Source organism: Chitinophaga agri (genome assembly GCF_010093065.1).
In the GTDB taxonomy this organism is placed as follows: Bacteria; Bacteroidota; Bacteroidia; order Chitinophagales; family Chitinophagaceae; genus Chitinophaga; species Chitinophaga agri.
Map to the genome: position 1 here is coordinate 6615857 of NZ_CP048113.1, position 21591 is coordinate 6637447.

The window sequence follows — 21591 nt, forward strand, 5'->3', positions numbered from 1 at the left end:
AAAGCCGCCTCAATGGTCGATTGAAGCGGCTTTCTCCTGAAACATGGTTCTTATAGTATACAGTTATACTTAGTTGATGTGAAATCTCAGTCCCACATTGGCCTGTACCACATTATAACTTGTAATCTCCTGCTGTTTATATGGCGAGTAGCTATACTGCACACTGGCGTTAAACAATAACGGAGAGCCTTTACCGAAAGGAATATTCACCCCTACTTCAGGCGAAGCGGCAAACTGCCAGCTGTTATCCCTGTCGGTGAACTGACCATAGTATTTATTATACAGCATATTCACCGTACCTAATCCCAGACCTACATAAGGAATGATCGCCTTATCAGGTTTTGTCAGCTGATATTGTACAGTGGCCAGTATTGGTGTCACCTGTAACGTGCGTGTCTGCACAGCGGAGATATCAGACCCTTTGTCAGAATAGACTGCTCTTGGCAGCCGCTGATAAAATTCCTGGAATCCGCTTCTGATACCAATGGCCAGCTGGTCATTCAGCTGATATTGTAAGCCGGCTCGCCATCCGCGGAAGCTGGTTTTGTTTGTATAATCTTTCAGCGAACCCAAAGGCTGTGCAATGGAGTAATCCACATTGACAGATAAGGGAGAACGTACCTGCGAAAATGCACTTTGTACGCCCAGAGAGGCTACCATCAGCAATATCCAAAGCTTTATACTTTTCATCTCAGTCTCTTTTTAAGTGAATTTATTGGTTGTTGGCTTTCAGATAGGTGGACTGTGCAAATACAGCGGACACCATACTGTCAACATTATTAATATTCCATACACCACTACCACGCAGCATCGCGTTCCATACCGCTACCAGCTGGTTGTTACGTGGGTTTTTCAGGTCTACCACGTCAATGGATACCGCCCGTTCCTGCTGATACACCTGGTAATAGGATGGCCAGTAATAGCCATAACCCGGATATCCCCAATAAAAAGGATCATAATAACCACCTATGCCTGTCCAGTAACCCGGATCGTAATAGATGGCACTGTATGTATTGTCTATGCGTGTGAGGTTAACCGCCAGATCAGGCTTTGCCGCCCGCTCCACACGCGTATAACCGCGCGCTTCCAGTGAAGCCGCCACATCTGCGATCAGTTTCTTGTCGTAGTCGGTCAGGGCACGTCGCTCATTAGTATTAGTAGCCACTGCCACCGAGTCGACAATGCTGAACGTTTTATAGGATGAGAAATTTACGCTGTCGTCGTAGTTTGTTACATAGATCCTGGATTCTTCTTCTGTCATATCTTTCAGCGGATCCTTACTACAACTGCTGAATGACATTGTTACACCTAATGCGGCGCACATTACTAACATGACTCTTTTCATATTCACGGGTTTTATTTTGTTGTTCTCTCAGTAGGTAACGGGAAGAAATGAGAACGTCTGCTATTGTTAACAATATATCAGGAAGTATGCCAACCGCTGTTCTTTCACGGGTGCGTCAGCATATATCCGTTTAACGTATTTGAACTATGGATGTTACATGAAGTTTATCTGCGAAATGTTAAGGTATTCCTAAAATGAGAGACAATACTGCTGGCAGGGAAGGGCTAATAACAGCAAGGCCCGCATGAAGCGGGCCTTGCTGTGAAATATGCTATGGATAGTGAGTTAAGAGTGCACGGCTGCACCATATACGGCCATCTCTTCCAGTGTCTTTCTTAAAGCTGCCGCAGAGGTAAAATGGATGCCATCAATACCACAGGCAGAAGCACCATGAATATTACGGGCATTATCATCTATAAACAGGGTGGAATCTGCCTCAAGCTGATAACGGTCCAGCAGCAGATGATAAAAAGCTGCATCCGGTTTACGGATCTTTTCCCTTCCTGACACAACAATACCATCAAACCACTGCAGGAAAGGGTACGTCACCAATGCCAGCGGAAAAGTTTCATTAGACCAGTTCGTCAGGGCGTATATTTTATATTGATTGCTTTCTTTCAGTTCCCGGAGGATGTCTACGGTCTCTTCTATAGGTCCACCTAACATTTCCTTCCACCGGCCATAAAAAGCCCTTATTTCGGCCTCAAATTGCGGATGCTGGGTGATAAGCAGTTCGGTGCCGTCCTGCAGACTTCTACCTGCATCCTGCTCTTCATTCCAGGCGGAAGTACAGATGTTGGACAGAAAAAAGTCCGTTTCCGCTGCTGTAGCAAATACCTTGTCATAGAGATAACGGGGATTCCAGTCGATCAGCACAGCGCCCAGATCAAACACCAGATTGGAATATTGTTTAGTTACAGCAGTCTTCATATGGATAAAGATAATGGTTTTTATAAATTACGGAAAAATATAAAATGTTACAATGATGCGGAAATAAACAGCTACCTTTTTTCCTGCATGTCTTTCAGTAACCTGATGGTAAGCAACAGGATGAGTATCGTAATGCCAATAATACTGATCCAGATCCAGCCTTTGTTCTTAAACCAGGTAGGCTGGTCTGTAGTGGCAGGTGTTGGCTGTGCTGGTATAACGGCCGGATCAGCAGTAATATTGCCTGCCACCAGCGTCGGAACACTGGCAGGCACCTTACCGGCAAAATGAGAAAGATCGTACCTGGGCGCCTTCAGGTCCGGATCACCGGTTTTTAATACATAGTGTCTACCCTTTTCCAGCCAGGCCGTCAGGTAATACGTATCCTGCCACGCAATGGTGGAGGTAATATCCAGCGGCTGATTATCCTCATCCAGTACCACCAGGAAAAAGGTCGTGCCCTTTATTGACTGCCGGAGTGTGATACTGTTAATACTATCTGAAGAAAATCTGAATTTGTTCTCCCTCGATTCAAAATTTGTATGCAGGTCGCTGGCCCAGTCAGTCGTTATGTAGGCCTGTCTGAAATAATAGCCCGGTGTGGCTACCTCAAATTTTAACCCCTTCAGCAAACACGCTTCGCGGAACTGCAACTGTAATACGGAATAGCCGGCAGGTGCGTCTTTTACCCTGCTGATAGCAGGAACGGGCAGCCACTCATGTCCGGCCTCTTTATTCAGAATGTACGACACTACATTCCCCTGATCATAGATACGGATATCTCTCAGGTCAGTACCATGGCTTTTAGCAATGAGATCAGTGGTAAGCGGTATCTTATAGAAACCCGAATCCGGTGTTACCGGTAGTGCCGCCTGCCACTGAAAATGCTGTGCGCTGACGGTACTGACCGCCATCGTCAGCAGCCATGTGAATATATACAGGCACTTAACTATTCTTTGGTTGTTCATCTGTCAGTAATAGTTTTTTCAGACGCTGGTACATAAATGAAATCACCAGCAATAAAATACCCAGGGAAATAAATGCAGCGATCTTACCACCTTCCGACAGATTACGCAAATCGAACACAAAAAGTTTCAGTAACGTAACCGCAAAAAGTGAGATCGAAATAATACGCACCTGTCTGGACTGCCACCTGAATCCCAGGTATATCAGTACAAACGCAAAAGCACCCCACAGGATGGTATATCCTGTACGCTGACTGGTATTGAGCAGCTTATCCTTCCCTATTTCAGGTTGGTATAGGCTGAGTGCCACAATATGATCAAGGGTGGCGCTCAATATAAACAACATGGCAAATGTTGCACTCCATTGGAAAATATGTATGCCCTCTTTTTTTTCGCTGGTTTTTATGGTCAGATATGTCTGGTACAAAGTGATCAGTGCAGTCGCTGTCAGCACAAATGACAGCAGCAAATACCCTAACGGCGCACTATGCGCTAAATATGCGGTCCTGATGTTGATGATCACCTCATTGTAGTATACATAGACCAGCACTGAGATGCCTGCCAGGAACAAACTGCCTGTCCGCAGTGGAAACGCCTCTTTTCTGCTGCTGTAAAGTATGTAACACGCAAACAGGTAATTATAAATACCTGTCGTAACAGCGATAATAGCTGGCCAGTAATAACCTGACTGATAGTATAGCTCCAGTATGCCCACTATATATACAAGCAGTAACAGAAAAATCTCCAGCCCAAATCTGATACCTGATACCCTGATCTCTCCCAATACAATTCTATCTGTCTCCTTTTTCAACAGCTGTCTGATGATCGCTGATGCTGCAATACTAACTGCACCGGTGATAAATCCTTTGTTCAGCAATGGCCACATATGCCCGATATTTTCGATACTGCCTACGCCATAGATCTGTGCCCAGTCCATCATAAGACTGATAAACATCAGTGCAAATACAACGGTGGCAGCATATCCCAGTAATTTGATCTGTGAGCGCTGGAAGAGCCAGAGCAGCAACACTGATTCCGCTGCCCAGAATAAGGTGATATGATTTCCTTCCAGTTGTACCGGTGCTGCCAGACTTAAAAAACTCAGTGTAAGACCGATCAGCAGATAGATCAGGTTCTTATCCGCATGTCTGTTACGATACAATGAATAAGCGAAGATAAAATTGAATCCTGCGATGCAGGCAGTGAACAATCCCTGGAACAGGCCGGCTTTAAGATGTGCCAGTATCACCATGCCGGCTGCATAATACAGGAATGTATTGCTCAGCAGGATCAGGATCTCGCCTGCATTGAAATTCACCCGCTGTCTGAGATTGTTGATCACATTCATCCCGAAGAATACAATGTAAAACAGCGTCGCAAAGATCAGCGCTGTTACATAAGGCACCGGCCTGCTGGTCTCATGGGCAATGCTCATCGATAACCAGCTGCCAAACAGTATAACGGTGGCTGCATAGGAAATGATGTTGACCACATTCCATTTTTTATAGTATGCCAGTATGAGCATACCTACATTCAGGATCAGTATATAGGTAAATAACACAGCTGCATTACCTGCACCTGTACTGACAAGCAGGGGAGAAGAGAAGCCACCTAAAATAGCAAGGACGGCCAGTTCCTTCCTGTCATAACTCAGTGACAGTACAATGGTAAATGCCGTGATGAGTATCATCATAATAAACGCCAGCGTCTGACTGATCAGATGATACTGCTGAAAAGCGATTGTGATACTGAAATACAATATGGCGACACCACCACCTACCAGTACCGAACTGAAGGCGTTGAATGTTTTACGAAGGCGGTGTGCAATGCCTATCAGGATGCCGCCACACAGGATACCAATGAAGGTACGGCCGGTTTCATTGATCCAATCCTTGTCAATTGCGTACTTCAGGAAGAAACCAATACCGATCACCAGTATCGCAATACCGATCTTATTGAACAGGTTTTCACCGATGAATTTCTCGAGGTCAGGATTCTTCTCCCAGAACGAAGGTGACGGTTCCGCCGGTTGTACCGGTGTAAATGCCGCAGCGCGGTGTTCCTCCACGGGTGCCGTTTCAACCGGTGCTGGTACGGAAGAAATGGTGGTTTCCTCCACGGGATCTGCTTCCACTGGCGTTGCCGTTACCGGTGGTGTTACAGGTGGCGGAGGTGGCGGTGGAACAGATGGTGGTGCCGGTGTATCGACGATCTGTGGCGGTGTATAATGAAACAGTTCAGGCCTGCTGTCGGGTTGCCTGTTCCATCTTTGCGGTGTGGTGCTGGACGCTTCCTGTGGTGGTCGGTTAAGCGATTCCTGCTGTCTGATCAGCGTGTTTATTTTATGATCAAGTTCGAGCATTTTACTCTTGATGGAGTTGTTCGAATTAATGACCACTATCAGGATGACGATCAGCAGGATGATGACTAGTGCCTCCATAAATGATATAGGTAGTTTGGGGGTTATTACTATGAATATAACCCAATATTGTTAAAAAGCCCCGTATTCAGTCGAACACGAGGCTATATCAACATTGCAACTGAGTACAGTGATTAATGCAACTGATTTCAGGTACAGCACCGGCAGATATGCTCTTTTAGTTCGTTTGCGGGATACGGATAGTATCCGGACAAAGGAGGGAACTGACCTGTAACTAATGAACATACACCAGCCGAAAGGTGTCCTTACTTTCCGGTTATTAACAAATATATTGTATTTTTTAATATAAAAGAAGCCTTTTACAGATAGTTTTATAACATATTATTGGGGAACGTACCTTCTTTCAGGATGGATGCGCCATCCCTGAACAGATGTGCTCTTACCGTTATTAATATCATTAAATTTGTCAGATAAAGCAGGCCGGCAGGCTTTACTGGCTTATTGGATCATCAGAAAGAAAGAGACCATGAAGAGATTGTTTTTTATTTTGGCAATGATACTGGCTGTACTACAGTCACCGGCGCAGTCCAGGCTGACAGTAGCGGTAGCTGCCAATATGCAGTATACCATCAAAGCACTGATAGCTGCCTACAACAAAACGGACAAAACCCGGATAGATGTAGTGATAGGGGCATCCGGCGCCCTGACGCAACAGATCATGCACGGCGCCCCGTTTGATATTTTTGTATCGGCAGATAAGGACTTTCCGCAGAAGCTGGCAGCGGCTAATTTTACGTTAGAGCCCCCAAAAGTATATGCACAGGGAATATTGGTGCTCTGGAGTGCAAAACCGGGGATCCACCCCGCAGGGGACCTTAAAATGCTATTGGCGCCCGGTATCAGAAGTATTGCCATCGCCAATCCTACAACAGCGCCTTATGGCAGTGCGGCGGAAGAGATCCTCAAAAAGTACAGATTGTATGATAAAATAGCGGCTAAGCTGGTAAAAGGAGAAAGTATTACCCAGACCAGCCAGTTTATTGCTACGCAGAATGCAGATATCGGATTCACCGCAAAAGCCATCGTGATCGCTGCCGAAATGAAAGGGAAAGGGGCCTGGGTAGCGCTGAACAGCAAAGACTATACGCCCATTGAACAGTCGGCGGCCCTGTTGAAATATGCGGGTGGGCATGATGCCGCCGCTGCCCGCAGGTTTTATAACTTCCTGTATTCCGCCGCCGCGAAAGCAATTTATCAACAGTTTGGATATATCGTGAAATGATAGCACTCTCGCCCATCTGGCTTACGCTAAAGCTGGCACTGAACACTACACTGATACTATTTGTCATAGCCATACCGCTGGCTCACTGGCTGTCCGGTAAAAGATCGGTATTCCGGCTGATCGTGGAAGCGATCGTCAGTATGCCGCTGGTATTACCTCCAACCGTGATCGGGTTTTATTTGTTGCTGGCATTTAGTCCGGCGCATTTTTTTGGTAACTGGCTGGAACAGGTATTTAACATACGACTGGTTTTCTCCTACGGAGGATTATTGATCGCTTCCGTTATCTACAGTTTACCTTTTATGGTACACCCGGTACAGTCGGGGTTATCATCACTGCCGCCAAGTCTGAAAGAGGCCGCCTATTCACTGGGGAAATCCCGATGGCAAACCTTACTAAAGGTCTTGTTACCCAATATTAAGCCTTCCTTACTGACCGGCATTGTCCTGACATTTGCACATACCGTGGGGGAATTCGGGGTAGTACTGATGATCGGAGGCAATATTCCGGATAAGACGCGCACTGCATCTATTGCCATCTATGATGAAGTAGATGCCTTCAATTACCACGACGCGAATATCTACGCCGGTATATTACTCGTACTGTCTTTCGTGATCCTGCTGATACTGTATTCCTACAACCGTAAATCCCGGCAGTCAACATTTTATTAATCTTATAGCAAGGGTATGATCGATTTCGCTTTACAGAAGACTTTACATACAGCAGAAGGAGAGATGCCCTTCGATGTCAGTGCGCACATCCGTAAGGGACAATTTGTGAGTTTGTATGGCGTGTCCGGCGCTGGTAAGACCTCTGTGTTACGCATGCTGGCCGGATTGATGAAGCCTGACCATGGTTATGTACGTGTAGATGGTCAGCTTTGGTACAATGGTGTTGAAAACTATCAGCTGCCAATACAACAAAGAAGTATCGGTTTCGTGTTTCAGGACTATGCATTGTTTCCCAATATGAATGTGCAGGAGAACATCGCTTTTGCCTTGCGTAGGAATGAATCCAGGGAGATCGTCGAAGAACTGCTTGAATTAACCGGGTTGAAAAATCTGGCGAACAGAAAAATACAAACACTCTCCGGTGGACAGCAGCAGCGGGTTGCACTGGCCCGCGCAATCGCCAAAAAACCTGTACTGTTACTGCTGGATGAACCGTTGTCAGCGGTGGATAGTGGCATGCGTGCACAATTACAGGAAACTTTGCTGCAGGTACACAAGCGCTTTCGCTTAACGACCATCCTGGTAAGTCATAATGCGGATGAGATCATCCGCCTGTCTGATGTGGTGATCTATCTGGAAGGTGGAAAGTTCCGGCAGCAAACGACGCCGGCGGCATTCTTCCTGAGCGGGCGTGAGACTTCCGGGATAACCGGAAAAGTAGTATCAACAGAAGCAGATGGCAGCGTATTGGTACAGGTGGAAGGTGGCATGCTAAGATTACCGTCACCCGGAGAGACTTTATTTGTCAACGATAAGGTAGATGTTTCCTGTAACGTGAACACTTATCATCTGAAGCGGTTATAGTAGCTCTACGTTTATATGTCGCTTAACTACTGTTACATTTTTACAGACCGTACAATACCCTGTTATGTGATGTACATGCTGTTGCCGTCGTGCGTCTGTATGGTCCACACTGACTTATCTTATTAAGCGGCTTATTTACCTCTATGCTTCGCTGAATTTTATCTTTATATTCGTATCTCAAGATCATCAGCCCAATGTCTGCATCTCTCAAACTATCCCAGCAAACTCCTGCCTCCCAAGCCAACGCTCATGCAGTTGGACAGTCCGGTGTTAGTCATCCCTCCGTTACCCCATTACAGGCTAAAGGGAAGGCTTCAGAGGAAGATCATCTGACGGACGATACGTTGCCTGACCCATTTCAGTTGAAAGCCAATAATACCGGTTTGCCAGATCAGCTGAAGTCTGGTGTGGAGCATCTTTCCGGCTTTTCACTGGATGATGTAAAAGTGCATTACAACTCTGACAAACCGGCCCAGTTGCAGGCACTGGCTTATGCACAGGGTAGTGATATACACCTGGCGCCCGGACAGGAGCAACACCTGCCGCATGAGGCCTGGCATGTTGTGCAGCAGAAACAGGGGAGGGTACAGGCAACTACGCAGCTGAAAACCGGAGAGCCACTGAATGACAATGCGGGGTTGGAGAGCGAGGCTGACCGGATGGGGGAACAGGCAATGCGTACTTCATTTGCGGATAAAGCAATGCAGTTGCGTCAGGTGCCGGTCGCAGGCGCTATACTGCCTGTGCAACGTGTGGTTACGCAGATATTGCCGGGAGAAGAAGATGGCCGTATTAAAGATATTGTTATTGTCGGCCGGCCGGACAAGGCATTTTCCAGTACAGCCGGTGATCACGCGACAGCTTTTACTGCTATACAGGTGGGAATCGAAAACAAGCTGAGAGGTAAAACGGTGCGGGAAGCTTCTGAAGTCATGTCAGGACTGGTCAGTGATCTGAATGCACTTCCGGGGATGAGGTTTGTCCAGCACTTAAAAGATTATGAGCAGGAACGGTTTATGGAGAAAAAGAGTGAACTGAGTTATTGGGTGGAATACTTCCGTAACTGGCGTCAGAAGAACAACTGGCGAAAAAGGATGCTAACCGGGGCTTATCCAGAATACACCAACTCCCTGATCGCTCCGCCAAAAATACAGGATGATGTGGATGATATCAGCATCCTGCCTGATGAGATCAATGGAAGTCTGGTGGGCGCTTTGCAAAACTATGTAGATGCATACCTTGAATTGAGGGAGCTGGTGCCGCTATCTACGATCAACACAAAGAGTATCAGCGAGGCGCTTGCGGGTAAAGGGAAAGGTGAAACCGCACGCTTGCTCGAGGTGTTTGAAGGAGATGAGAAGATAAAGCCCGACACAAAACTGATAGGAAGTCAGCTGAATGCACTTGAAACAACTATTCTCGGACTTTTTGATGCAAGGGCGGCGGCTTTAACGATCTTATACCAGAACGGCACCGTTGCACCAGGCGTGACCAGTGAGTCCGTCTATTGGCAGGATGTCAATCTGACTTGGGCATTTATTCGCCAGCATATAAATACGCTGTGGTCGTTTTACCCTAAAACCATGCAGCTGATATCTGATGCAAAGCATCTCGCGAAAATTGAGGCGATCATGAAGGAGAGGATTGAAGCTAAAATAATAGAGACAAAGAAACTGCAGCAGGAAGGAGGACCGAAACAAAAGAACCCGAGGGGAAAGAACAGTCGTCTGAAAAAATACCAGGCAGCGTCCATCGATGTGGAAGATAATATGATCGTGAATGTACGTTTCGGTGGCCGGCCCAAATCTCCGTTCTCTCAGACGATGGGGGCACACACAACTGCCTGGATCGTTATAACAGACCGTATCTGGACGGGCCTGGTGGGACTAACCGTAGAACAGGCGGCGGCGGAGTTGCTGAACCTGGGTAATGAAGCGAGAGGGCTTTTATTGCAATTTGCCAGTGAAATGAAAATGGACGTAAAACAGGCATATGCTGTAAATGTGGCTATCAATTCATTGATACAGGCGGAGACACCATTGAAGAAAATTAAGCAGGACGCCGAAAACCCATTCTTTTTCTTTCAGCAAAATACTGATGTTTCTCCACTTTCTTCCTGGCAGAAGGTGTTATACCTGCAGGAAGGTATTACCGCCATTCTGGAACTTACAAATCTGAGCCCTGGCGCAACGTTGTATGTGGGCCGAACAACAGGAGATGGTGAAGGAACCCACCGGGGTGTGCTGTTAAAATTTATGGATGATCCGCAAAGTGTATCCAAAGAGGAAGTAGCGATGGCTATCAATGGCCTGCATGATCACAAGAGATTGGATCAGCACCTTAGCACGATAGGTAAGTCGCTGAAGAAAATGTCCAAAGAGGACACGGAACAATATCAGGAGTATCTTGATCTGTTCCAGGAGTATATCGAAGAGTTTGAAGATTATCAGGATGAAGAAATAGACCCTCAGGATGATCAGGAAGAGATATTGAAACTATTGCAGGAACATCATCATGAGTGGATTGGTAAGGCATATCCGGGCGCATTGGAATATGCGGGACTGAAAGATGAAGAAGAGGAAATGGAGTTAGTCACACATCAGATGCCACAAAATTTCTGGGCAGATGAGGGTGTCGATATTCCAACAGTAATTTCGGTAGCTGACTTTCTGAGAGATGCCCAATATGATCTCGGAGGAAGACAGGTACTGGTCGTTAGTGGTAAAGACTGGACCTGTTATATTCGTTGTGTGCTATATCATTTTAATGCAATAAATAAGTATGGAGAGGTGATGGCATTGATAGACAAGCATAAGATCAATGTCTCCAACGGGGTACAGCTGCAGACAGCTGACGAGGACCGGATCAGGAATATTATTCACTTTGTCATTGGCCAGGAGTTCTATATTGAAGCGACGGCGGTGACGATGCAGGCTGTTAATCTGGCCAGGTCCGCTACCCGGACAGGCACCAGGGTATCGGTGTTATTCACGGGAGCGCATTTTAGTTTGTTACAATAGCGGAAGGGGGATGAACACGTTAACTTAAAAGAAGTACAGAATGTAACTTCAAGTAGGTAGAAGGATATTGAAAAATTTATATTTGATAGGCGTTAAAAACGAAACCCGATAGCTTGAATTTCTTCAGGGGCTACCGGGAATAAGATTTTACAAATTTAAATTAAATTCGTAAAAAAACAAATTACAGGTGCGCTATTCTGATTTTGAAAGTATCATATCTATACACAGAATGAGTCGTTATCTTAACGCTTGTGGAGGAGATACTAAAAAGGCAATGACTTTATATAGGAGAAACCTGCAACTATCTCAAGAGCTTTTTACAGTGATAAGTTGTTTCGAAATTGCACTTAGAAATGCAATAGACCGTAGTTGTTCTGCGTCCTACGGTGCTAATTGGCTTAGAGATGCGGCTCACAATGGAGGAATGTTTGATGCACGAAATACTGCTTTTACAAAGAATAGTATTTTAGATGCAGTTCGGAAATTGGGGGGTCGATATGCACATAATAAACTTGTCGCCGAGCTGGGGTTTGGATTTTGGCGTTATATGTTTGCCCCACACCAGTTTACAGCAACCGGCAGAATTTTGCTAAGAATTTTTCCTGCAAAACCGACTAGTACTCCTGCTATTCAATATAACCATACATATATTTTCAACGAATTGGCGAAGATAAACGACATCCGGAATAGAATAGCTCATCATGAGCCAATATGTTTTATTCCTGGTACACCCATAAAGGATACCCGCTATGTAAGGCAACATTACACCCTTATATTGCAGTTATTTAATTGGATGGTTGTTGATGAGCGTGCATTACTTTATGGATTGGATCATATTAATACCGTATGCAACCAGATTGATAGCCTGTAGTTTGTAGGGAGTTTTTTTACTTTAATAAAGCAGGAGGTGATATTCGTTAATAACCCTGGATACCTGAATATACACGGTTACTAGGCCTCTAAAAGAAAACGGAGAAAAATTACTTAGTATAAGCAATTTTTCTCCGTTTGTGCGGAAGAGGAGATTCGAACTCCCAAGCCCTTTCAGGCACTACCACCTCAAAGTAGCGCGTCTACCAATTTCGCCACCTCCGCAGCTCTGAAGTGGTGCAAAATTAATCGGTTTTTTATAACGAACAAATTTAATTAGTGATTAACATCATTTTCTTAGTAAAATTCTGAAGGTCGTTCCCTTGTTAAGCTCCGACCAGCGTACAGTTAGCCGTCCTTTATGGTATTCCTCAATAATTCTTTTTGCCAGTGAAAGTCCCAGTCCCCAACCCCTTTTTTTGGTGCTGAAGCCCGGTCTGAACACTTTTTCGAAGTTCCCTTTCGGGATGCCCTTACCACTGTCCGTGATGTCGATGACTATATTCGCCGGTTGATTTTCTATATACACATCGATTGTACCTTTTCCTTCCATGGCATCGAGCGCGTTCTTCAGCAGATTTTCAATGACCCAGTCAAATAAAGAAGGCGATATCATGCCCGGAATTTCCCTTTCCTGGCAATGCATGGTCAGTATCACTTTCTGTGGAGACCGCTTCCGGATATAACCTACCATAGATTCCACCTGGCTAACCACATTGTGCTCTTCCAGCTGGGGCACGCTGCCTATTTTGGAGAAACGTTCCGTGATGAGTTTGAGCCTGTCTACGTCTTTACGCAGTTCAGTAGCGACCAGGTCGTTGGCTTCATTATCCTTCAGGATCTCTATCCATGCTTCAATGGAAGACAAAGGGGTACCCAGCTGGTGGGCCGTCTCCTTGGCCATACCTACCCATAGTAAGTTCTGGGTGGCGCGGTTGGAGGTGGACAAGGCTACCAGTACGATGCTGATGAACAGTGCCACGACGATCAGCTGGATGTACGGGTAATAGCGTACCTGTTTGAGAATGAGGGAGTCTCCGTAATAGATGTAGTTATAGAGGTTGTTTTTAGCATCTATTTCCATGATGAAAGGAGGGTGCTGGTTCTTGAAAGTAGCCAGTTCCTCTTCCATATATCTGGGGTTCCCTGCAAGCTTTGTGGTGTCCAGGTTTCGGGAGTCGATGATATGTCCGTTCTCATTGGTGATAATAACGGGAATGCTGGTATTATTTGTAATGATCTCTACGGCCAGATTGAGATTGGCTTCATCAGATGCCTGCAGCAATTCCCGGTTGGCAGCTACCCATGTCGCTACCTTCTTGGTTTCTTCCTCTTCCAGTTTCCCTGCGATGCTGCTGACATACCAGATAGTACCTACGATGATGATCACCGCGGTAGATACCAGTACAAACTTCCAGCCTATAACCTGTTTAAACATACTTAGCATCTAAATTAAGTATAATGTCCAATAAGTGTAGTGGAGTCAGAATCTATTATAATTTGTTGCATATTTGTAAGGCAAAATTTATTATTCACGCGTAAAAGAGTGCTTTTGTCGGTATTACCATCGGTAGCTGTTGTTATATTGAACTGGAATGGACGTAGTTTTCTGGAAAAGTTTCTGCCTTCGGTATGCAGGTCCACTTATGGGAATCTGCAGCTGATCGTGGCAGATAATGCCTCGACAGATGATAGTGTGGCATTTGTGCGTGAGCACTTTCCGCAGGTCGGCATTATACAGAACCCAACGAATGACGGTTTTGCAGGAGGCTATAACACCGCTCTGCAACATGTTAAAGCTGATATATATGTTTTACTCAACCAGGACGTGGAGGTAGAACCCGGCTGGATTGAACCGGTTGTCGCCCAGATGATGCGCGACCATCATGTAGCTGCCTGTCAGCCAAAACTGCGTTTCTATCATAATAAGGGAGAATTTGAGTACGCCGGTGCGGCGGGAGGGTGGATGGACATCCTGGGATACACTTTCTGCCGTGGCAGGATCTTATACACTACAGAAATGGACGAAGGGCAGTATAACGATGCGCAGGACATTTTCTGGGCCACCGGCGCCGCATTATTCATCCGTTCTGCCTGTTTCCATGAAGTAGGCGGTTTTGACGCTGATTTCTTCGCCCATATGGAAGAAGTGGACCTCTGCTGGCGGTTGAAGCGGGCAGGGTACCGCATCTGCTATTGCCCCGATTCGATTGTCTACCACGTAGGAGGAGGCAGTTTGCCACAGGGTAACCCCCGTAAACTATACCTGAACTTCAGGAATAACCTGATGATGCTGTGGAAAAACCTGCACCCGACCGACCGGTGGATCGTCTTGTCCCAGCGTTTCTTCCTGGATGTCCTGGCTGGGGTGAAGAGCCTGGTGGCAGGTAAACCCGCAGATATGAAGGCGATCTATAAGGCCTACAAGGACTATCTCCGGTGGCGGAGGAACTATAAATTGTCGTCCGACAGGCTGCCACAAAAGCGGCTGGTTGAGCTGACGGGGGTTTTTCATGGCATAATGATCTGGCGTTATTACTTCCTGAACCGGAAGACTTTCAGGACACTGGAAAAATAACTTGCAATATTATTTGACATGATGTAAGTTTGCAATGCGAAATAAATAGCTATGGAACACAATACTGTTGAAAATAAGAATGACTTTACCGGTAGCTGGGTATCATCATCCCGTTTCCTGTTTTATGTGACAATTTTCTGCCTGTTATCATTTGTATTAGGCGGATGTTATAACCTGTTCAAACATCGCTATAAAGGTAAACCTGAAGTAGCTGTACCGGAAAACACCCTGTACAATCCGAAATATAAATAAGTAGCTTAATTATATTGGTAAAAGCCCCCTGATCAATCCGGTCCGGGGGCTTTTTATTTTCTTTTTCCCCAGATTGCCAGCCGGCAGTTCTCCCTTCCTGCCGTCGGCCCGGTACCATTATCCGCCCTTACAGTGCAATATTAGCCCAATTATTTCCTGCTTATCAGAGAAAGGTGACGAAACCGGAAACCATGGTGACAAAACCGGAAATCGTGGTGACGAAAATTCCAGGCGCCTGTTTCGGGTATTTTCCGCTGTGTTTAGATTCGCTCTGGTATTGATTAGGTAGGCTTTCTCTTCCGTTTCTCCTACGTCTTAAAACGTAAGAGAAACGTAAGAGAAAGCCTACCTAATCAATACTAAGTAAAGGGTATACCCAGTCAAAGTAGATATTATTGCCGGAATGGAGGGTAGGGGCATTATTCCTGGTTTATCGGAATAAGGTCAGTTAGGGGCATAAAAAAAGTCCTGATGTATAACACCAGGACTTTTAAAGATGAGCGGAAGACCGGGCTCGAACCGGCCACCCCGACCTTGGCAAGGTCGTGCTCTACCAAATGAGCTACTTCCGCAGGTAAAAGAATCAGTTTGTGTAGAAAATATCTACATTCACCAATCTTTATGTTAAGAACTTTCTGATCTTTCCTGCTATCTCAGCAGCTGGATCTTTTACTGAATAAGTACTGATAATTATCTGCACTTAACGATGAGCGGAAGACCGGGCTCGAACCGGCCACCCCGACCTTGGCAAGGTCGTGCTCTACCAAATGAGCTACTTCCGCAGGTGATAAGTATCAATTTTGTGTAGTAAAGAACTACTAAAACCGATCGCTTAATAAAGAACTTTTTGTCGTCCGCTCGCGTTGTTTGCGATTGGGATTGCAAATGTACGATAATGTTTGAAATCACAAAATATTTGTTCATTTTTTTCAAAAAAAATGTGAGCTGTTCTGATAAGGATATTGGTGCAGATGGCAGGTGTGATCCTGTGTAGCCCTTTGTATGAAAGGCTTTGTCAGCGGATGTATGACGATGTCATAGATCCGCTATGAACTGAAAATTTGTTACACTTTTATATGCCATTGGCAGAAAAATGTCAATGCTTTGCCTGATGGATCGGCTTATTAACCGTTGCAATAAATATGGCGTCACATGCCCCCGGAAACGTTTGATGAAGTCAACCGGTCTGCCGGAAACAGTACCTGCCCGCCTGCATGAAATATTAGCATCCACAGCTAATAAATACGCCCTTGTATGGTTATCAGCAATCAGGTCGCAGTCTGTATCCCATACAGAAATAAATAGTTGTATGATTGACATTTATTTTCTCTATATTAGCAACCATTCCACGTCTTCACAACATATACGTTATAGTAAAAAGTATATAAATTCTAAATTATGAAGCATAAACTGTCCTTCCTGTTATTGCTCTTGTGGGCTTTCTCCACAAACGCACAGCACACTGCCAGCCTGGTCATTCAACCTAAATCTGATCACACGATCAGCCGTCATATTTACGGGCATTTTTCTGAACATCTTGGTCGTTGCATTTACGACGGTTTCTGGGTAGATCCTTCTCTCAATGTTCAGAAAAAAGACCGTATCCGCCTGGATGTGGTAGAGGCACTGAAAAAGATCCGTATACCCAACCTGCGCTGGCCCGGTGGTTGCTTCGCAGATGAATATCACTGGCGTGATGGTATTGGTCCGCGCGACCAGCGTCCTAAAATGGTCAATACCAACTGGGGCGGTGTAACAGAAGATAACAGCTTCGGTACCCATGAATTTCTTGAACTCTGCGAACTGCTGGATTGTGAACCATATGTATCCGCAAATGTGGGTAGCGGTACCGTAGAAGAAATGGCGAAATGGGTAGAGTATCTGAACTTTGATGATGTCAGCCCGATGACCGCCATCCGTAAACAGAATGGTCATGAAAAACCCTGGAAGGTAAGCTTCTGGGGCGTTGGTAATGAAAGCTGGGGCTGCGGTGGTAATATGACTGCTGCCTACTATGCAGATCAGTACAAAAGATACGCTACCTACGCTCGTAACTACCCTGGTGCACCATTGAAGAAGATCGTCAGCGGTGCCAGTGATTACGATTTTAACTGGACGGAAACTGTCATGAAAAATATTCCGCTCCACCAGATGTGGGGGGTGAGCCTGCATTATTACACTGTGCCCAAGACCTGGAACGATAAAGGATCTGCTACTGACTTCACAGAGAAGGAATATTTCACCACCATGAAGAAATGCCTCGCTATGGACTCACTGGTGATCAAACATGCCGCTATCATGGATAAGTATGATCCTAAAAAACGTGTGGGCCTGGTTGTAGACGAATGGGGTATCTGGACCAACGTTGAACCTGGTACTAACCCCGGCTTCCTGTATCAGCAGAATAGTCTGCGTGATGCACTGATCGCCGGCAGCACACTGAATATCTTCAACAACCACAGCGACCGTGTGAAAATGGCGGAACTGGCGCAGACCATCAACGTACTGCAGGCGCTCATCCTGACCGACAAGGAAAAGATGCTGCTAACGCCTACCTATCATATTTTTGATCTGTATAAAGTACATCACGATGCGCAATACCTGCCCATACAACTGAACAGTCCTGCATATACTTCCGGTAGTGAATCCATCCCTGCTGTGAATGTATCTGCCTCCCTCGATTCTACCGGTGCGGTACATATCTCCCTGGTTAATCTGAACCCGACGCAGAAGATCACTGTATCTACGAGCCTGCAGGAAGTGAAATGGAAAACGGTTACAGGGCAGATCCTGACTTCCGCGAAAGTAACGGATGTGAATTCTTTCGAACAGCCAAATAAGATACACATTGAAGCGTTCAAAGGTGCGAAGAAACAGGGTGACCAGCTGGTAGCCGAACTGCCTCCTGCATCTGTTGTCGTGCTGGAACTGAAATAGCCCCGCGTAATTACTAAGTACAATAACAAAGCGTTGGTACCTGTTGAGACCGGGTGCCAACGTCTTTTTTTTATACGCCTGTCTGCGTTGTACTTTTTAATACCATATCATACCTGTGCAGCCCCGCTGTATAGTAATCGTTTGTTATTTTGACCGTCACAAATCCGAATCTTTCGAAAAACCCGGCAGAATATTGTGTTGTATCTATCAGTATTTCATAGTTCCCGCATATGCTTTGGATCTCGCAAATGCGATGAAGCAATAATTGTTCACCCAGCCCTTTCCTGTGATGATCTTTATGTATTAACCCCCACGCCAGCGTAAACTGTCCTTTGGTGCTCATCGAACAGAAACCGCCGCTTCCGGTTACTTTTCCATCATACATCAGCACATAGTAGTAAGTATCACGATCTTTGTTTACTACGGTATCCAGGAAGCGCTCAAAATCGCTGACTTCTCCGGCAGTAAAGAAATAGGGTACGTTGCTGATAAAGGCGTTTACACAAGCTTCCCTGTCTGCCGCTTCATATTTTCTTATTATTTCCATGGATGAGTGAGATGAGATTGACCAGTGTAATTTACCGGATTTATACAGGTGAAAAAAGCGGCAGGGAATATATGAGTGGGCCATTGCCGAAGCGATGTATAAATAAAAAGAGCGTGGGGGGGCTACGACAACGGGGCCGTATCATGTGTAATGATACGACCCCGTTATATGTGACTATGTTACTTCCTTACTGATGATAAGAATAACGTATCGTCACACCGTATGTTCCCGGATCCCCCAGCACTGCTGCATAGTGTCCGGCATTACCCGCTGCCGGTAACAGTTGTTCAAAGTAATCTTTATTGAACAGGTTGCGTCCCCATACGAACAGGGTCAGGCCATTCAGTGCGCGGAATCCGGCTCTTGCATTAAACAGGGTATATCCGTCCACATTCAGGTATTTGGAAGGGGAGGGGCTGGAGGAGAATGAAGAGCGGAAATATGCGTCCGCACCTACAAAGAAACGCGCATTCTGTCCCAGGATGATACCGGGATTTGAAACGATTTCTCCCCCCAGTGAACCGGCCCACTTGGAAATACCGGGTAACTGCCCCCCGGAAATGTCCTTAAAGGCGGAGGAGCCACCCGTTTCCTCCAGGGGAACCGGCGCGTTTTTAAAGGAAACATACTTGCCATCTGTGTAAGCCAGGGAGCCATACAGAGAAACGGCACTGTGTATCCTGATGCTGGCATCCAGTTCTACTCCCTGTACGCGCACTTTCTCCGCATTCGCCAGGTAACCACGGTTTACGCCCACTTCTGCTGTCTGTACCTGTGTCTGATAATCCTTTATATCAGTTCTATGGTATACGATATTGGCCGTAGCATTTTTGCCAGGAGACGTTTTCACACCTATTTCGAAGTGCTTTACTGATTCAGGATTGATCCTGGCCAGTTCTGTCATCACCTTACCGCTGGAAGTGGGAAGACCACCCAGGTTCACACCAATAGGTTTATAGCTGGTAGAATAGGTGGCGAATGCATTGATCGCTTTTGTGGGCTGGTAAGCCAGGGTCAGTTGCCCGGATACATTACTTTCATCTACATCGGCATTGAACGTCTGATTGGTATACACAATGTTCTTCAACGCTATCAGCGCAGGATCGTCTGTCTGTAGGCCGCCATAGGTCTGTCTGTCGTAGTCTACCTTTTTCTTATCGTAGTTATAACGCAGACCTGGTAACACATGTATCTGATCAGTAATGGCCCAGTCCAGTTGTCCGAATACAGCGCCTCCAAATGTTTTCAGTCTGGAAGTGGTCCTGATACCATATCCGTCAAACAGTCCCGGTGTGGCCCATAGCTCACTTGTTGTACTTTGCGAGAAACGCCATTGTGCATTACCTGATTCTTCTACATGGTAAGGATCAGTTTTCAGGTCCTGCCATATTCCAAATACCCCTATCACACCACTCAGTCTGGACGTCAGATCACCAGCGTAACGTACTTCCTGTGTCCACTGCTTATGTTTGGAAGTAGCCTGGGATAACTGTAGTACCGCCAGACCAGTGAAGTCCCTGTCATTGGAGGGATCCCAGTTCCAGTAACGCCATGCAGTAGTAGACGTCAGGGTACCATTGCCGATCTTTGCATCCACATTCAGTGATACACCACCCAGTTCATTACCCGAACGCCATGAGGTGTTATGGTCCACCAGCCGGTCGAAAGGATGCTCACTTGGCAATTTATAATTCAGGTCAGCAATGATCTGGTTGAACTGACGGTAAGCCGGTCTTAACGTTGGCGCTACGCCTGCCACCACCTGCGCATATCCCTCGGGATGCTGTTCTGAATTGTCCGCAGTTAGCGTGATCTTTATCTTATCTGATGGTGTGTATAACAATTGTCCGCGCAGTCCCAGGTTGTTGAGGTCATTAATATATTTCTGTGATACGGTGTTGTAGATCGTACCGTCGCGTTGTGTACCGGAGAAGGATACACGTGCAGCAAATTTCTTGCTGAGTGGCCCGGAAACAGCGGCTTTTGCCTGGATGTAACCGTAGTTACCATAGCTTACTTCAAAGTTGGCTTCCGGTGTGAAGCCTGGAGCACGTGTGGTGATGTTGAACGCCCCGGCAGTCGTGTTCTTTCCGAAGAGCGTTCCCTGTGGCCCGCGTAGTACTTCTACCTGTTCTATATCGATAAAGTCAAGTGTAGTAGCTGCCGGACGCGCATAATACACACCGTCTACATAAAATCCTACACCGGGATCTATACCATCATTGGTCAAACCAAAAGTAGAACCCATTCCGCGGATGTTGAGCGTCGTATTACGTGGATTAGAAGAATACAACTGTACTGTAGGCACCAGCTCTTTCAGCCGGTTGACATTGAATGCACCTACATCTGCCACCAGTGAGCCACTCACTACAGATATGGGAATAGGTACTGCCTGTGCTGTTTCTATACGGCGACGGGAAGAGATCACCACTTCCGACAGACTGTTATCGCTCGTCAGCGTAATATCGAGTGGGGCGGAAGGACGTGCCGTCAGCTTTACTTCTTCCAGCTTATAACCCAGGGAACTGATTAACAACGTAAATGGAAATGCCTTACGTAGCGGAATGCTGAACCGGCCACTGGTATCGGCAACGGCGTGTACATTGGTCCCTTTAATGACAACTGTGGCCCCTACAACGGATGTCCCCTCACCATTTTTTATCACGCCAACAACAGCATCCTGGGAGAATGCTGTGATGACCGTTAACAACATTGGCATAAGGAGTAATAATAATTTTCGCATAATGTAAGATATTAGTTGATAGAAATTCAAATGTGTTGTTGGGTAAAGACACGCCGGTAACCGAGCATACAGGTAGTGACTGTGCTATAGACTTACAGGATGTATTTTATTGATCCGCGGAATTGACAAGCTGGTGGCTCATGTCAATGATCGGTGTGTAGCCAGCTACAAGCTACCCATTGATATATGTATGCCTGGTGCCCGCGG

16 protein-coding genes and 3 tRNA genes are annotated in these 21591 nt (G+C 46.0%); 8 read left to right on the top strand and 11 right to left on the bottom strand.

The window, feature by feature from the left end:
- Positions 1-69: 69 nt before the first annotated feature.
- From GWR21_RS26455 to GWR21_RS26475, 5 genes are all read right to left on the bottom strand, one after another.
- On the bottom strand, positions 70-690 hold the full coding sequence (locus GWR21_RS26455) for an outer membrane beta-barrel protein (RefSeq protein ID WP_162334719.1): 621 nt from the start codon (positions 688-690) through the stop codon (positions 70-72).
- A gap of 22 nt (positions 691-712) precedes the next feature.
- Positions 713-1345 (bottom strand): DUF4136 domain-containing protein, encoded by a 633-nt coding sequence (locus GWR21_RS26460; RefSeq protein ID WP_162334720.1) that lies wholly within the window; start codon positions 1343-1345, stop codon positions 713-715.
- Positions 1346-1630: 285 nt separating this feature from the next.
- Complete coding sequence (locus tag GWR21_RS26465) at positions 1631-2275, bottom strand: HAD family hydrolase (protein WP_162334721.1); 645 nt, start codon at positions 2273-2275, stop codon at positions 1631-1633.
- A gap of 71 nt (positions 2276-2346) precedes the next feature.
- Entirely contained in the window at positions 2347-3243 is an 897-nt protein-coding gene (locus GWR21_RS26470) for a DUF3999 domain-containing protein (RefSeq protein WP_162334722.1), read from the bottom strand.
- Positions 3221-5680, bottom strand: a complete 2460-nt coding sequence (locus GWR21_RS26475; RefSeq protein WP_162334723.1) for a DUF2339 domain-containing protein — start codon at positions 5678-5680, stop codon at positions 3221-3223. Before GWR21_RS26475 ends, GWR21_RS26470 begins: the two co-directional genes overlap by 23 nt.
- Positions 5681-6083: 403 nt before the next feature.
- Between GWR21_RS26475 and modA the strand changes: the two genes are divergently transcribed.
- The 5 genes from modA to GWR21_RS26500 all read left to right on the top strand — a co-directional run bounded on the left by modA (position 6084) and on the right by GWR21_RS26500 (position 12328).
- Positions 6084-6902 carry a molybdate ABC transporter substrate-binding protein gene (modA, locus tag GWR21_RS26480; RefSeq protein ID WP_238430022.1) on the top strand — a complete coding sequence of 273 codons (819 nt, stop codon included), beginning with the start codon at positions 6084-6086 and terminating at the stop codon, positions 6900-6902.
- Positions 6899-7573: a molybdate ABC transporter permease subunit gene (gene modB, locus GWR21_RS26485; RefSeq protein WP_162334724.1), complete on the top strand. Its 675-nt coding sequence runs from the start codon at positions 6899-6901 to the stop codon at positions 7571-7573. Before modA ends, modB begins: the two co-directional genes overlap by 4 nt.
- A gap of 15 nt (positions 7574-7588) precedes the next feature.
- Positions 7589-8437 (top strand): ABC transporter ATP-binding protein, encoded by an 849-nt coding sequence (locus GWR21_RS26490; RefSeq protein WP_162334725.1) that lies wholly within the window; start codon positions 7589-7591, stop codon positions 8435-8437.
- Between the two features lie 194 nt (positions 8438-8631).
- A complete protein-coding gene (locus GWR21_RS26495; RefSeq protein WP_162334726.1) occupies positions 8632-11457 on the top strand; it encodes an eCIS core domain-containing protein in 2826 nt (941 codons plus the stop codon).
- Between the two features lie 229 nt (positions 11458-11686).
- Positions 11687-12328 (top strand): Abi family protein, encoded by a 642-nt coding sequence (locus GWR21_RS26500; RefSeq protein WP_202928994.1) that lies wholly within the window; start codon positions 11687-11689, stop codon positions 12326-12328.
- 140 nt (positions 12329-12468) lie between these two features.
- Here the strand turns inward: GWR21_RS26500 and GWR21_RS26505 are convergent.
- A tRNA-Leu gene (locus tag GWR21_RS26505) sits at positions 12469-12552 on the bottom strand.
- 64 nt (positions 12553-12616) lie between these two features.
- Positions 12617-13765, bottom strand: a complete 1149-nt coding sequence (locus GWR21_RS26510; protein ID WP_162334728.1) for a sensor histidine kinase — start codon at positions 13763-13765, stop codon at positions 12617-12619.
- 108 nt (positions 13766-13873) lie between these two features.
- Between GWR21_RS26510 and GWR21_RS26515 the strand changes: the two genes are divergently transcribed.
- Together GWR21_RS26515 and GWR21_RS26520 are read left to right on the top strand one after the other, a co-directional pair.
- Entirely contained in the window at positions 13874-14905 is a 1032-nt protein-coding gene (locus GWR21_RS26515; RefSeq protein WP_238430024.1) for a glycosyltransferase family 2 protein, read from the top strand.
- A gap of 51 nt (positions 14906-14956) precedes the next feature.
- Positions 14957-15157: a hypothetical protein gene (locus GWR21_RS26520; RefSeq protein ID WP_162334730.1), complete on the top strand. Its 201-nt coding sequence runs from the start codon at positions 14957-14959 to the stop codon at positions 15155-15157.
- Positions 15158-15656: 499 nt separating this feature from the next.
- Here the strand turns inward: GWR21_RS26520 and GWR21_RS26525 are convergent.
- Both GWR21_RS26525 and GWR21_RS26530 read right to left on the bottom strand, forming a co-directional pair.
- Positions 15657-15729, bottom strand: a tRNA-Gly gene (locus GWR21_RS26525).
- A 137-nt stretch (positions 15730-15866) separates the two neighbouring features.
- A tRNA-Gly gene (locus tag GWR21_RS26530) sits at positions 15867-15939 on the bottom strand.
- 616 nt (positions 15940-16555) lie between these two features.
- Here GWR21_RS26530 and GWR21_RS26535 point away from each other — a divergent pair.
- A complete protein-coding gene (locus GWR21_RS26535; RefSeq protein WP_162334731.1) occupies positions 16556-18094 on the top strand; it encodes an alpha-N-arabinofuranosidase in 1539 nt (512 codons plus the stop codon).
- Between the two features lie 70 nt (positions 18095-18164).
- On the opposite strand, the gene GWR21_RS26540 is transcribed toward GWR21_RS26535, so the two are convergent.
- Both GWR21_RS26540 and GWR21_RS26545 read right to left on the bottom strand, forming a co-directional pair.
- Complete coding sequence (locus GWR21_RS26540) at positions 18165-18641, bottom strand: GNAT family N-acetyltransferase (RefSeq protein ID WP_162334732.1); 477 nt, start codon at positions 18639-18641, stop codon at positions 18165-18167.
- A gap of 187 nt (positions 18642-18828) precedes the next feature.
- On the bottom strand, positions 18829-21384 hold the full coding sequence (locus GWR21_RS26545; RefSeq protein ID WP_162334733.1) for a TonB-dependent receptor: 2556 nt from the start codon (positions 21382-21384) through the stop codon (positions 18829-18831).
- Between the last annotated feature and the right edge of the window lie 207 nt (positions 21385-21591).